Below are 14,306 nucleotides of genomic sequence, written 5' to 3' on the forward strand. Positions count from 1 at the left end.
TTCAAGGGAGCGTCATGAGCCAGTCGCAGAGTCCGCGGTCGGTGCAGGAGGAGTTGCTGTGCGGCCTGTTCGCGCAGACGCTCGGGGTGCCGAGCGTGGCGCCGGACGACAACTTCTTCGCCCTGGGCGGCCATTCCCTCAAGGCCGCCCAGCTCCTCAGCCGGATCCGCTCGGTGCTCGGCGTGCAACTGGGGATCCGGGAACTGTTCGGCGCGCCCACTGTGGCGCGCCTGACCGAGCGGCTGTCGGCCCGGACCACGGACGGGGTGGCGGCGCGACCGGCGGTGCTGCCCCGTGCGCGGCCTGAGGTGTTGCCGTTGTCGTCGGCGCAGCAGCGGTTGTGGTTCTTGGACCGTTTCGAGCAGAGTCCGACGTACAACGCGCCGTTCGCCTTCCGCGTCGACGGTCGGGTGGACGTGGTGGCGTTGCGGTCGGCGGTCGGTGACGTGGTGGCGCGGCACGAGGCGTTGCGGACGGTGTATCCGGCGGTGGAGGGGGAGCCCTTCCAGCAGGTGCTGCCGCCCGAGCGGGCGACGGTGGACTTCTCCGTCGTGCAGTGCCCGGCGGACGAAGTCACCCGACGCTTCCATACGGAGGCGTTCCGGCCGTTCGCGTTGTCGACGGAGCTGCCGCTGCGGGTGACGCTGTTCTCGTCGGGCGTCCGGGAACACGTGGTGTTGCTGACGTTGCATCACATCGCGAGTGACGGGTGGTCCGAGGCGCCGTTGCTGCGGGACCTGTCGGCGGCGTACGGGGCGCGACTGTCCGGTGAGGTGCCGCAGTGGAAACCGTTGCCGGTGCAGTACGCGGACTACACGTTGTGGCAGCGGGAGTTGTTGGCGCGCGTGGGGGAGGAGCAGGAACAGTTCTGGGCGCGGACGCTCGCCGACCTGCCGCCGGAACTGGCCCTGCCCACCGACCGCCCGCGCCCGGCACACCCCACCCACGCCGGTGGCCTCCTCCACTTCCGGGTGCCCGCCGAACTCCACCACCGACTGGAGTCCCTGGCCCGCGGGCAGGGGGTGACGATGTTCATGGCGCTCCAGGCGTCACTGGCGGTGCTGCTGGCGCGGCTCGGTGCCGGCGGCGACGTTCCGTTGGGTACCGCTACCGCGGGACGGTCCGATCAGGCCCTCGACGACCTCGTCGGGTTCTTCGTGAACACGTTGGTGCTGCGGACCGACACCTCGGGGAACCCGTCGTTCGCTGAGGTGTTGCAGCGGGTCCGGGAGGCGGACCTGGCGGCCTTCGCGCACGAGGACCTGCCGTTCGAGAGGGTCGTGGAGCAGGTCAATCCCGACCGCACCGGCGGCCGGCACCCCCTGTTCCAGACCATGTTCGTCCTCCAGAACAACGCACAGGCCAGCCTCGACCTCCCCGACACCCACATCACCCCGCAACCCCTCGACGCCGCCCCCTCCAAGTTCGACCTCGGCTGGAGCTTCACGGAGCAGCGGGACGCCGACGGCAACCCGGCCGGCATCACCGGAATGCTCCAGTACGCCACCGACCTCTTCGACCCCGCCACCGCCGAGGCACTGCACCGTCTGTTCGTGCGGGTGGTGGACGTGGTGACGGGGGACCCGGACGCCGGCGTGGCGGGCGTGGAGGTCTTTGAGTCAGCGGAGCAGGAAAGGACGTTGCTCGGGCGCAGTGCGGAGCGGCGTGGTGAGCTGCTGAGCGCCGCCGGGCTGCGCAGCGCCCAGGCGGAATCCGATGCGGACGGCGGTTCGGAGCGGGGGCCGCGCTCGGTGCGGGAGGAGTTGTTGTGTGGCCTGTTCGCGCAGGTGCTCGGCCTGCCGAGCGTGCGGCCTGACGACAATTTCTTCGCGTTGGGTGGGCATTCGCTGAAGGCGACGCGGTTGATCGGTCGGATCCGGTCGGTGTTGGGTGTGGAGTTGGGGGTGCGGGCGTTGTTCGCGGCGCCGACGGTGGCGGGTTTGGTGGAGCGGCTGTCGCGGGACGGGGTGGTGGCGCGTCCGGCGCTTGCTGTGCGTGCGCGGCCTGAGGTGTTGCCGTTGTCGTCGGCGCAGCAGCGGTTGTGGTTCTTGGACCGTTTCGAGCAGAGTCCGACGTACAACGCGCCGTTCGCCTTCCGCATCGACGGCCGGGTGGACGGGGACGCACTGCAAGCGGCGATCGAGGACGTGGTGGCCCGCCACGAGACCCTGCGCACGCTCTTCCCCGACGTCGACGGGGAACCCTTCCAACGTGTCCTGCCGCCCGAGCAGGCAGCCGCCAAGGTCGAGGTGGTGCAGTGCACCCGCGACGACCTGCCCGCCCTCCTCCACGAAGCGGCGTTCGCGCCGTTCGCGTTGGCGTCGGAGTTGCCGTTGCGGGTGACGCTGTTCTCGCCTGGTGCCGAGGCGCATGTGTTGTTGACGTTGCATCACATTGCGAGTGACGGGTGGTCCGAGGCGCCGTTGTTGCGGGACCTGTCGGCCGCTTACGAGGCGCGCCTGGCCGGCGCGGCACCGGAGTGGTGTGCGTTGCCGGTGCAGTATGCGGACTACACGTTGTGGCAGCGGGAGTTGTTGGCGGAAGTTGGTGCGGAGCAGACGCAGTTCTGGGCGCGCACGCTCGCCGACCTGCCGCAGGAACTGTCCCTGCCCGCGGACCGGCCGCGTCCGGCGCAGCCGACGTATGAGGGCGGTCTGGTTCGGTTCGAGTTGTCGGCCGGGTTGCATGAGCGTCTGGCCGGGCTCGCTCGTGAGCACGGGGCGACGGTCTTCATGGCGCTCCAGGCGGCGGTGGCGACGCTGCTGACGCGACTGGGCGCCGGCACGGACATTCCCCTCGGCACGCCCACTGCGGGGCGTACCGATCAGGCCCTCGACGACCTCGTCGGGTTCTTCGTGAACACGTTGGTGCTGCGCACCGACACCTCCGGCAACCCGACCTTCGCGGAGTTGTTGCAGCGGGTGCGGGAGGCGGATCTGGCGGCGTTCGGGCACGAGGACCTGCCGTTCGAGCGGATCGTGGAGGAACTCAACCCCGACCGGACCGGCGGCCGGCATCCGCTGTTCCAGACCATGCTGGTGCTCCAGAACAACACCGAGGCGAACTTCCACCTCGCCCACACCACCCTCACCCCGTACGCCCTCGACACCCTCCCCTCCAAGTTCGACCTCAGTTGGAGCTTCACCGAGCGGCAGGACGCCGAGGGCAACCCGGCGGGGATGGCGGCGGCCCTGGTCTTCGCCACCGACCTCTTCGACGCGGCCACGGCCGAACTGCTGCACCGCCTGTTCGTGCGGGTGGTGGACGCGGTGACGGGCGATCCTGAGGCCGGGGTGGAGACGGTCGGCGTCTTCGAGTCCGTGGAGCAGGAGCGGACCTTGTTGCGGCGCAGTGAACAGCGCCGTGCCGAACTGCGTGCGGGTGCGGAGCGTCGTGAAGCCTCGGCGGTGTCGGGCGCTGAGGGTGGTGTGGTGCGGGGGCCGCGGTCGGTGCGGGAGGAGTTGTTGTGTGGCCTGTTCGCGCAGGTGCTCGGCCTGCCGAGCGTGCGGCCTGACGACAATTTCTTCGCGTTGGGTGGGCATTCGCTGAAGGCGACGCGGTTGATCGGTCGGATCCGGTCGGTGTTGGGTGTGGAGTTGGGGGTGCGAGCGTTGTTTGCCGCGCCGACGGTGGCGGGTTTGCTGGAGCGGCTGTCGCAGGAGGGGGTGGCGGCGCGACCGGTGGTGCTGCCCCGTGCGCGGCCTGAGGTGTTGCCGTTGTCGTCGGCGCAGCAGCGGTTGTGGTTCTTGGATCGTTTCGAGCAGAGTCCGACGTACAACGCGCCGTTCGCCTTCCGTGTCGAGGGTCCGGTGGACGTGGTGGCGTTGCGGTCGGCGGTCGGTGACGTGGTGGCGCGGCACGAGGCGTTGCGGACGGTGTATCCGGCGGTGGAGGGGGAGCCCTTCCAACTGGTGTTGCCGCCCGAGCGGGCGACGGTGGACTTCTCCGTCGTGCGGTGCGACGACGACGAACTGCCCACCCTGATCGAACAAGCGGCGTTCGCGCCCTTCGCGTTGGCGTCGGAGTTGCCGTTGCGGGTGACGCTGTTCTCGCCTGGTGCCGAGGCGCATGTGTTGTTGTTGACGTTGCATCATATTGCGAGTGACGGGTGGTCCGAGGCGCCGTTGTTGCGGGACCTGTCGGCCGCATACGAGGCGCGGTTGTCGGGCGCGGCACCGGAGTGGTGTGCGTTGCCGGTGCAGTATGCGGACTACACGTTGTGGCAGCGGGAGTTGTTGGCGGAAGTCGGTGCGGAGCAGACGCAGTTCTGGGCGGGTGCGCTCGCCGACCTGCCGCAGGAGTTGTCCCTGCCTGCCGATCGGGCGCGTCCGGTGCAGCCGACGTACGAAGGGGGCCTGGTTCGGTTCGAGTTGTCGGCCGGGTTGCATGAGCGTCTGGCCGGGCTCGCTCGTGAGCACGGGGCGACGGTCTTCATGGCGCTCCAGGCGGCGGTGGCGACGCTGCTGACGCGACTGGGCGCCGGCACGGACATTCCCCTCGGCACGCCCACCGCGGGGCGCACCGACCAGGCCCTCGACGACCTCGTCGGGTTCTTCGTGAACACGTTGGTGCTGCGCACCGACACCTCCGGCAACCCGACCTTCGCGGAGCTGCTGCGACGGGTGCGGGAGACCGACCTCGCCGCGCTGGCCCACCAGGACCTGCCGTTCGAGCGGATCGTGGAGGAACTCAACCCCGACCGGACCGGCGGCCGGCATCCGCTGTTCCAGACCATGCTGGTGCTCCAGAACAACACCGAGGCGAACTTCCACCTCGCCGACACCACCCTCACGCCCCGGACCTTCGACACCGTCCCGGCCAAGTTCGACCTCGACTTCACCTTCGTCGAAGTCACGGCGGCGGACGGCGGCCCCGGTGGGATCCGCGGACTGCTGCACTACGCGGCCGACCTGTTCGACCACGGCACCGTCGAGTCCCTCGCCCAGCGCCTGCTGCGGGTACTCGACACGGTCACCGAGGAACCCGACACCCGCCTCGACGCCGTGGACCTGCTGAGCCCCGGCGAGACCGCCCGCATCCTGACGCAGTGGAACGACACCGACCGCGCACTCCCGGACGACCGGCTGCTGCACGAGGTCTTCGAGGAGCACGCCCGCCGCTCCCCGGACGCCATCGCCCTGGTCGACGCGCACGGACCGCTGACCTTCCGCGAACTCAACTCCCGCGCCAACCAACTCGCCTGGCTCCTGCTGGCCCAGGGCGTGGTGGCCGACCAGCACGTGGCCACGCTGCTGCCGCGCACCGCGGACCACCTCGTCGCCCTGCTGGCCGTGCTGAAGGCCGGCGCCTGCTACGTCCCACTGGACCCGGAGTACCCGGTGGAGCGGCTGGCCCTCATGCTGGCCGACGCGGCCCCCGTCCTGCTGCTGACCGACGGGGCGGGCGACCTGCGGATCCGACCGCACTGCGCGACGACGCTGCCGGTCCTGCCGCTCGACGACCCGACCGTGCGCTCCACCCGAGCCGGCTACCCCTCGGCCGACCCCACCCGCGCCGACCGCCCCGTACGGCTGCGTCCGGACCACCTCGCCTACGTCATCTACACCTCCGGCTCGACCGGCCGGCCCAAGGGCGTCGCGGTGGAACACCGCGGCCTGATCAACCTCTTCCACGGTCACCTCGGCGAGGTGCACGCCGCGCAGGCGACGGACGGCGGACGCCTGCGGGCCGCGCTGACCGGGCCGCTGACCTTCGACTCGTCCTGGTGCCCGGTGCTCTGGCTGATGGGCGGCCACGAACTGCACCTGGTCGACGACGAGACCCGCCGAGACCCGCAGGCCCTCGCCGACTACGTCGCCCACGAAGCCATCGACTACCTGGAGGTCTCACCGACGTTCTGCCGCCAACTGATGGCGGCCGGGCTGCTGTCGGACGACCGTCCCGCCCGGCCGCGCATCATCGAACTCGGCGGCGAGGGCTGTGACCAGGCCCTGTGGAGCGAGCTGCGGGCGGTGCCCGGCACCGTGACCGTCAACGGCTACGGCCCCACCGAAGCCACCGTGTACGTCACCCACGCCCGCGCCGCCGACCACGAACGGCCCACGATCGGGCGCCCGATGGGCAACAACCGCGCCTACGTCCTGGACGCGGGACTGCGCCCCGTGCCGCCGGGCGTGACCGGCGAACTGTACCTGGCGGGAGCCGGCGTGGCCCGCGGGTACGTCGGCCGACCGGCGCTGACCGCGCAGCGGTTCGTGGCCTGCCCGTTCGGTGCACCCGGCGAGCGGATGTACCGCACCGGCGACCTCGCCCGGTGGACCCCCGACGGCGCCCTGGAGTACGTGGGCCGCACCGACGAACAGGTCAAGATCCGGGGGTTCCGGATCGAGCCGGGCGAGGTGGAGACGGCGCTGGCCGGGCACGCAGCGGTGCGCCAGGTCGCCGTGGTCGTCCGGGAGGACCAGCCCGGCGACCGCAGACTGGTGGCCTACGTGGTCCCCGAACGCGGCAGCGTCGGCCCCGCCCCGAAGCAGCCGGACGCCGGCGCGCTGCGACGCTTCGCGGCGGCCACCCTGCCGCGGCACATGGTGCCGTCCGCCTTCGTCCTCCTCGACGCCCTCCCGCTGACCTCCCGGGGCAAGCTGGACCGGCGCGCGCTGCCGGCACCCGGCGGTGGTGCGGCGGAGCACCGGCGCGGCCCGCGCACGGTGCGCGAGGAGTTCCTGTGCGGACTGTACGCACAGGTGCTGGACGTGCCCGAGGTGGGCATCGACGACGACTTCTTCGCGCTGGGCGGCCACTCGATGCTCGCCACCCGGTTGATCGGGCGCATCCGGTCGGTTCTCGGGGCCGAGCTGGACATCAGGACCCTGTTCGACGCACCCACCGTCGCCGAACTCGGCGAACGCCTCGGCACGGACCGACGGGAGGACTCCCTCGCCGTGCTCCTCCCGCTGCGCAGGGCCCGCCCCGCGTCGTCCCGCGCGGCCGCCGCACCCGCCCCCCTCTTCTGCGTCCACCCGGCGGCCGGCATCAGCTGGGTGTACTCCGGGCTGCTCCGCCACCTCCCGCCCGACCAGCCGGTGTACGGCCTCCAGGCCCCCGGGCTCACCGAACCGGACGCCGCACCGGGCGACATGGCGCAGTTGGTGCGCGCGTACCTGGAACAGGTCCGGGCGGTCCGGCCGGACGGGCCCTACGCCCTGCTCGGCTGGTCCTTCGGCGGCCTGGTCGCCCACGAGATGGCGGTCCAGCTCCAGGAAGCCGGCCAGGACGTCGCCTCCTTGGTGCTGATGGACAGCTTCCCGCCGGGGCTCCGGCTGCCCGGGGAGGAGACGGTCGACGAGGCCGAACTGCGGCAGGTGCTCTTCGCGTCGCTGGGCCGGCAGCCGGACGTCGACGACCCCGCCGGGCCGCTCGCCCTGCTCGGGGAACGCGGCACCGCGGCCATGCTGCGGGTCTTCGCGCACCACGGCGACCTCCAGGACGGTTTCGTGCCCGGCACGTTCACGGGTGACGTGCTGCTCTTCGAGGCCACCGAGGGCAAGTCCGCGGACGCGCCCCGACCGGACGACTGGCGGCCGCACGTCACGGGGCGGATCGCCGTCACCCCCGTACGCGGCGCCCACGGCGAGTTGACCCGCCCGGAGCAGCTCGCCCAGATCGGGCCGGTGCTGGCCGACTGGCTGGAGCGTGCGCCCCGGTGACGCCGGCACCGGGCCCGGCCCACCCGGGCTCCGCATCCGCCCGGTGACCCGCTCCCGCCCCGGTGTCCAGCCGGGGCGGGAGCGGGTCACGGCACCGCGGTGCCGGCCGGCCCGTCCCGCTGCAACTCCCGGTACAACGCCGCGGCCCGCACCAGGTGCCCGCCCCCCTCGGCTTCCCGCCCCACAGCGCGCAGCGCCTCGCCGAGCACCTGGTGGCTGCGGGCCAGCAGGTGCTGTTCACAGGAGTCCCGGGCGCCGGCCAGTGCCTCCCGTGCGTGCCGCACCGCCTCCCCGGCGTCTCCGACGCGCAACATCACCTCGGCCAACTGGAACTGGCATTCCGTCACATTACGGAAGTGGTGGGTGGCCCGGGCCCGTGCCAGCACCCGTCGGTAGAGCCCGGCCGCCGCGGCGTGCTGCCCCGCGTACAGCAGGCTGTCCGCCTCCGTCATCATCACTCTGATCAGCCACTTCACGTCCTGGTGGCGGGTGAGGACCCCGGCCAGCTCCCGGCACTCCACCCCGATCGCGGCCAGGTCCGTCCGCCGGTCGGGGTCCAGGACCTCGATCTGCAACAGGAGGGTGCGCCGCCGGGCCACCAGCGCCTGGTCGCCGGTGCTCCCGGCCAACTCCACCGACCGCTGTGCGTACCCGCGGGCCGCCTCGAAGTCACCGAACTGGAGCTCCAGTTGGGCCAGCATCGCGAGGGTGAACAGCACGGCGAGGAACGGCCGGTGCCCCGCTTCGGGCCGGGGCGCGTCACCGAAGACCGCCACCACCCGCCGCAGGTACTCCCGGGCGCACTGGAGGGAACCGGCCTCCGGGTGCTTCTTGAGGATCGTCCCCGCCGCGTAGTAGGCGGTGCCGATCATGTCCGCGTCGCAGTGCGCCAACGCCGCGGGCAGCAGCGCGGCGGCCGCCCGCCCCAACGACCCCAGGGGCAGCACCTCCTCGAAGCAGGGCACGAGCGTCAGCACGTCCACGGCCAGTGCGACCGCGTCGGGATCGTCGCCCGCCGCGACCTGTTCCACCACGGCGGCGAGCACGGGCAGCACCCGCCGGACCCACTGCACCGCCTCCGGCCCGCCCGACATCGGGAGGTCCGGGGTCCGCCGCGGGTGGATCTCCGCGGTCAGGGGACCGCTCAGCGGCTGGGTGGCCCGGACCGCCGCGACGACGCCGGCGCACAGGAAGTCGATCGCGCCGCGCAGCACCGCCCGGTGCTCGGACGCGGGCAACTCGGCACGTGCCTTCTGCCGGGCGTACGCCCCGACCAGATCGTGAAAGTGGTACCTACCCGGCGCCCCGCTCTCCAGCAGCGCGGCATCCACCAACGCCTCCAGGACGTCCTCTGCCGCCCGCTCCGGCACCCGCAGGGCCGCCGCCGCGGCCCGCACGTCGAACTCGGTGCAGTGCGGCACCGACAGGGCCAGGAACGCCCCGGCGTGCCGGGCGGAGAGCTGCGCGAACGACATCTCGAACACCGCCTCCACCGTCACCTCGCCCACCCGCAGCTCCGCGAGCAACCGCGCCTGGTCCGAAACCCGCTCCACCAGCGCGGCGACACTCCACCCGGGGCGGGCCGCCAGCCGTGCGCCGGCCGCCCGCAGCGCGAGCGGAAGGCGGCCACAGGCCGTCACCAGCGCCGTCACCGCGTCCGGCTCCTCCTGGATGCGGTGGATCCCGGCGATCCGGCCGATCAGTTCGACGGCCTCGTCGACCCCCAGCCCCCGCAGCGGCACGGTGACCGCGGCGGGCAGCGCGGTCAGGCTCCGCCCCGTGACCAGCACCGCGCACCGGGCCGCACCCGGCAGCAGCGGGTCCACCTGCGCCGTGCTGGTGGCGTTGTCCAGCACGACGAGGACCGCCCGCGGCGACAGCAGCGTGCGGAACAACGCCGCCCGCTCGGCCAGGGACCCCGGAATCCGCTCGGCGGGCACCCCCAGTCCGGTCAGGAACCCCGCGAGGACCTCGGCCGGCTCGGCGGGCGCGCCGTCGGGCGCCCGCAGGTTCGCGTACAACTGGCCGTCCGGGTAGGTTCCGGCGACCGCGTGCGCCGCCCGCAGGGCCAGCGCGGTCTTCCCGACCCCGCCCATGCCCGTCACGACGGCCACGGCGTGCGGCTGGCCCGCGGTCAACGCGGACACCAGCGCCGACATCTGCTCCCGGCGCCCGGTGAAATCGCAGGGCGCCGGCGGAAGTTGGGCCGGCAGCAGCGCCGCGGGCGCGTGCGCCCCGGTGGCTCCCGAAGGCGCCCCGGCGTCCTCGTCGCCCTGCTCCGGCGGCAGCAGCAGCGCGTGGTCCCCGGCCAGGATCGCGGCGTGCAGGGCGCGCAGCGTGGGACCGGTGTCGATGCCCAGGTCCTCGGCGAGCACGCGACGGGCCCGATCGTAGGCCGACAGCGCCTCGGCCGCCCGCCCCGACCGGTACAGCGCTACCATCAACGCGCCGTGCAGCCGCTCCCGGTAGGGGTACGTCTTCAGGGCCCGCACGATGTCCGGCACGGCCTCCGCATGCCGTCCGCACGCCAGCAGCAGCTCCAGCCGGTACTCCAGGGCGGACGCCAACTGCTCGCCCAACGTGCGGCGCCAGTCGAGGGCGAACGGTCCGGGCAGCCCCGCCAGCGCCGGGCCCTGCCACATCGCGAGCGCCTCCTCCAGAAGGGCGGCCCCCGCGGCCGGGTCCTCGCCGTCGGCGTGCCGCCGGGCCAGCCCGACCAGCCGACCGAAGTCCAGCGCGTCCACCCGGTCCTCCGGGATCCGCAGCACGTACCCGTCGGCCATCGTCTCGATCACGGCCCGCCCCGGACTGTCGCCCGGCGGTTCACCGTGGGCCTCGCGGTCCAGGTGCGTCCGCAACCGGTGGATGTAGTTGACGATCACCCGCCGGGCGGAGGCGGGCGGGTCGTCGAAGTACAGCCCGTCGATCAGCTCGTCGACCGTCACCAGCGTGCCGGGGTGCAGCGCCAACGCCGCCAACACGGTCTGCGGCCCGGGCGCACCGGGCCGGGTCACGTCCCCCCGGCCCGATACGTACCGGACGGGCCCCAGCAGTCGTATGCGGTCCGATCCCGGCAGCACGGAAGTCTGTGCCATATCTACCTGCATGTCTCCTGTAGGCCGGTTTCTCGCGTACACGACATCTCCCGAATGCCGGGACCTTACGTGTCCTCTGCACTTTTTGGCGAGATCCGACAGCCCGGATTCCGAGCCGGACGGTGGGGGCTGAGGCGTCAACGGGGCAGCGCACCGCGTCCTCGGAGCCCGGTGTGCCGGAGTCGCACGCCCCTCAGCGTGCGCCGGAGCCCCCAGGGTTCACCCCCGGCCGTCGGCCCGTTTCGGGGTGAGCAGTTCCAGTGCCTCTTCCCAGCGGAACAGGTCCGCTCCGCCGGCCGCGTCGGGCTGGTGCGGTTCGTACGAGCTGATGAGGACGCCCATCTCGCGCAGTCGTGCCAGGCTCCGGGCGTAGGCGGGGTGGGCGGCCTGGGCGGAGTTGAGGTAGGGCAGGACGGCGGTGGGGATGCCGAAGCCGTATGCCTCGCAGAGGATGCCGAGGGCCAGGGTGTCGGAGATGCCGGCGGCCCATTTGTTGATCGTGTTGAACGTGGCCGGGGCGACCGCGATGGCGTCGGCGGGTGGCAGGGGCCGGGGCTCTCCGGGGCGGCGCCAGGCCGAGCGGATCGGGTAGCCGGTCCGGGCTTCGACGGCGGTCGCGTCGATGAAGCCGAGGCCCTGCGGGGTGGCGACGACGCCGACGTCCCAGTGCGCTTCCTGGGCGGCCGTGATCAGCTTCTCGACGTCGCCGGCGATCCCCGCGGCGCACACGACGACGTAGAGGAAGGGCTTCTTCCCGGTCTGCGGGTCGGTGCGCTGATCGCTCACGCGGGGACTCCCAACTGTCGCCTGACGTGGTGCAGTTCCGGCAGGGTACGACGGCGGCCGCCGAGCCACGACTCGACGGCGGCCCCGCCCCCCTACCCGAGCGAGCGTTGCGTCACCGGGACGGCCTGCCTCCCGGCCGCGCCCCGTGGATGTACTGGTCGGCCCAGGCGCTGATGATGTGGGCGGCCCGCTGTGCCTGTCCGCGTGCGGTCAGGAGGTGGTCCGCTTCTTCCAGCGCGACGAAGCTTCGCGGGTGGCGTGCCTCGCGGAAGATCTCCCCGGCGTTGTCGATGTCGACGGTCTGGTCGGTCGGCGAATGCAGGACGAGCAGCGGGAGGTTCAACTCGCGGATGCGGTCGCGCAGATGAGCGCGGCGGATGTCCTCGACGAAGGCGCGCTTGAGGACCAGGGTCCGCCCGCCGACGAACCACTCGTGCGAACCCTCGCTGAGCACGCGGTCCATGACCGCGTCGTACTGCCGCTCGACGTGGCTGGGCTCGACGGGCGCCCCGATCGTGGCGAGTGCGCGGACGCCGGTTGCCTCGGTGGCCGCGGCGATCGCGGCGGCGCCGCCCCACGAGTGCCCCACCAGCAGGTCCGCCGGGGTTCCCCGCTCCGCCATGAGGGCTGCGGCACGGATGGTGTCCTGGACCTTGACGGTGAAGGAACCGTCCCCCCAGTCGCCGTCGGAGTCCCCGATCCCGAGGTTGTCGTAGCGCAGCATGCCGATCCCCTCGCGCGCCAGCTGCTTGCTGACGCGGGAGGCGGCCGGCGAGTCCTTGCCGAGCGTGAATCCGTGCACGAAGATCCCCCAGCCCCGGATCTCGCCTTCGGGCAGGTCGATCGCGCCGGCCAGTTCGGGGCCGACGACGCTCGGGAATCTCACTTTTTCGGGCATGTTGCGATCACCTAAGCAGGGACTGTGCGTGGGCAGGGGGAGGGGCGACACCGGCCGGCGCCGCGCGCGTGCTCCGAGCGGGGGAGCAGCGGGCGCGGTGCCGGCCGCTGCCAGGGTGTCAGACGATCGGCTTCGGTGTGGGGGCCGACTCGGTGGTGAGCAGGGTGGTGATCTCCTCGGCGAGGTGCGGGCCGAGCTCGCCCCAACCCTCCTTGTAGCCGTAGACACCGGCCAGGGTGCGGGCCTCGTAGTCGCCGTTCATGATCTCGACGTCGGTGGGGGTGAGGAGCGCCGGGTGGGCGACGCCGACGGCCGCCGAGACCTTCAACAGTTCCTTGCGCAGGGTGCGCAGGTAGACGGCGGCCCGGGTGGCCTTCGAGGTCGGGTCGAGGCCGCGGGCCAGCCGCGGGTTCTGGGTGGCGATGCCGGTGGGGCACTTGTCGGTGTGGCACTTCTGCGCCTGGATGCAGCCGATCGACAGCATCGCCTCGCGCGCCACGTTGATCATGTCGGCGCCCAGTGCGAAGGCGACCGCGGCGTTCTCGGGCAGGCCCAGCTTGCCGGAGGCGATGAAGGTCAGGTCGTCGGTCAGCCCCAGCTCGGCGAAGGTGCCGTAGACCCGGGAGAAGCCCATCCGGAAGGGCAGCGACATCGAGTCGCTGAAGATCAGCGGTGCCGCTCCGGTGCCGCCCTCGCCGCCGTCGACGGTCACGAAGTCGACACCGCGGTCACCGCGTGCCATCAGCGTGGCCAGCTCCTGCCAGAACTCCATCTCGCCCACCGCGCTCTTGATCCCGACCGGCAGACCGGTCTCGGTGGCGAGCAGTTCGACGAAGTCGAGCATCGAGTCGACGTCGCTGAAGGCGGTGTGCCGCGACGGGGACGCGCAGTCCTTGCCGAGCGGAATGCCGCGGATCCCGGCGATCTCCTCGGTCACCTTCGCGGCCGGCAGCATCCCGCCCAGTCCGGGCTTGGCGCCCTGGGAGAGCTTGATCTCGATCGCCTTGACCGGGGCGCTGGCGACGACGTCCTTGAGCTTGTCGATGTTGAAGGTGCCGTCCTCGTTGCGGCAGCCGAAGTACGCCGTGCCGATCTGGAGGACGAGGTCGCCGCCGTTGCGGTGGTAGGGGGAGAGGCCGCCCTCTCCCGTGTTCTGCATCGTGCCCGCCAGCGCCGCTCCCTTGTTGAGCGCCGTGATCGCGGCGCCGGAGAGCGAGCCGAAGCTCATCGCCGAGATGTTCACCACGCTCGCCGGTCGGAACGCCTTGGCGCGCCCGCGCGGCCCGCCCAGCACCTTGGCCGAGGGCAGCGGGGCCTGCGGGTCGTGCACGTCGGGCAGCGGGCCGGCGAACGTGCGCTGCTTCAGGTAGGCGTGCCCCTGCATGTGCTCGACGTCGTTGTCGGTGCCGAAGCCGAAGTAGTTGTTCTCCCCCTTCGACGACGCGTAGATCCAGGTGCGCTGGTCGCGGCTGAACGGACGCTCCTCGTCGTTGGAGGTGACTATGTACTGCCGCAGCTCGGGCCCGATCGTCTCCAGCAGGTACCGGGCGTGCCCGATCACCGGGAAGTTCCGGAGCAGTGCGTGCTTCTTCTGGACAAGGTCACGAGCGGCCACCAGTGCCAGTGCTGTTGCGGTGGCCGTGGCGATGCTCCGGGCGCGCATGAACGTTCCTCTCCTCGATGCTCGACTCCATCGTCGTGCGGTGGACGTCGTCGTGTCGTACCGGGCGTTGGGCGGCGGACACGAGCCCGTGGGCGTCCACGTCCGTCGGAGAACGCGAAATGATATTAGGGGCTCGCCAGGGCCGGTGGAGGCGCAGGGGGGCGGGGCGAGCCCGCCGGCCGCGTGGTGCCGGCCGC

At 72.2% G+C, this 14,306-nt stretch carries 5 protein-coding genes; 1 reads left to right on the forward strand and 4 read right to left on the reverse strand.

Annotated elements, in window-relative coordinates; all coding sequences use genetic code 11:
* Positions 1-14 precede the first annotated feature (14 nt).
* Complete coding sequence (locus ACLJT4_RS16620; protein ID WP_411123091.1) at positions 15-7,667, forward strand: amino acid adenylation domain-containing protein; 7,653 nt, start codon at positions 15-17, stop codon at positions 7,665-7,667.
* An 86-nt stretch (positions 7,668-7,753) separates the two neighbouring features.
* On the opposite strand, the gene ACLJT4_RS16625 is transcribed toward ACLJT4_RS16620, so the two are convergent.
* The 4 genes from ACLJT4_RS16625 to ACLJT4_RS16640 all read right to left on the reverse strand — a co-directional run bounded on the left by ACLJT4_RS16625 (position 7,754) and on the right by ACLJT4_RS16640 (position 14,109).
* On the reverse strand, positions 7,754-10,762 hold the full coding sequence (locus ACLJT4_RS16625; protein WP_411123092.1) for a BTAD domain-containing putative transcriptional regulator: 3,009 nt from the start codon (positions 10,760-10,762) through the stop codon (positions 7,754-7,756).
* A 219-nt stretch (positions 10,763-10,981) separates the two neighbouring features.
* Positions 10,982-11,548, reverse strand: coding sequence for a flavoprotein (locus tag ACLJT4_RS16630; RefSeq protein ID WP_411123093.1), 567 nt, complete (start codon positions 11,546-11,548; stop codon positions 10,982-10,984).
* A gap of 112 nt (positions 11,549-11,660) precedes the next feature.
* Positions 11,661-12,434 carry an alpha/beta hydrolase family protein gene (locus ACLJT4_RS16635; RefSeq protein ID WP_411123094.1) on the reverse strand — a complete coding sequence of 258 codons (774 nt, stop codon included), beginning with the start codon at positions 12,432-12,434 and terminating at the stop codon, positions 11,661-11,663.
* Positions 12,435-12,564: 130 nt separating this feature from the next.
* Positions 12,565-14,109: an FMN-binding glutamate synthase family protein gene (locus tag ACLJT4_RS16640; RefSeq protein ID WP_411123095.1), complete on the reverse strand. Its 1,545-nt coding sequence runs from the start codon at positions 14,107-14,109 to the stop codon at positions 12,565-12,567.
* Between the last annotated feature and the right edge of the window lie 197 nt (positions 14,110-14,306).

This window comes from Streptomyces sp. x-19, from assembly GCF_046549115.1.
GTDB lineage: Bacteria > Actinomycetota > Actinomycetes > Streptomycetales > Streptomycetaceae > Streptomyces > Streptomyces albulus_C.

Coding starts and splice junctions, on each gene's coding strand:
- ACLJT4_RS16625 (WP_411123092.1), bottom strand. CDS start 10,762: ATGGCACAGACTTCCGTGCTGCCGGGATCGGACCGCATACGACTGCTG.
- ACLJT4_RS16640 (WP_411123095.1), bottom strand. CDS start 14,109: ATGCGCGCCCGGAGCATCGCCACGGCCACCGCAACAGCACTGGCACTG.
- ACLJT4_RS16620 (WP_411123091.1), top strand. CDS start 15: ATGAGCCAGTCGCAGAGTCCGCGGTCGGTGCAGGAGGAGTTGCTGTGC.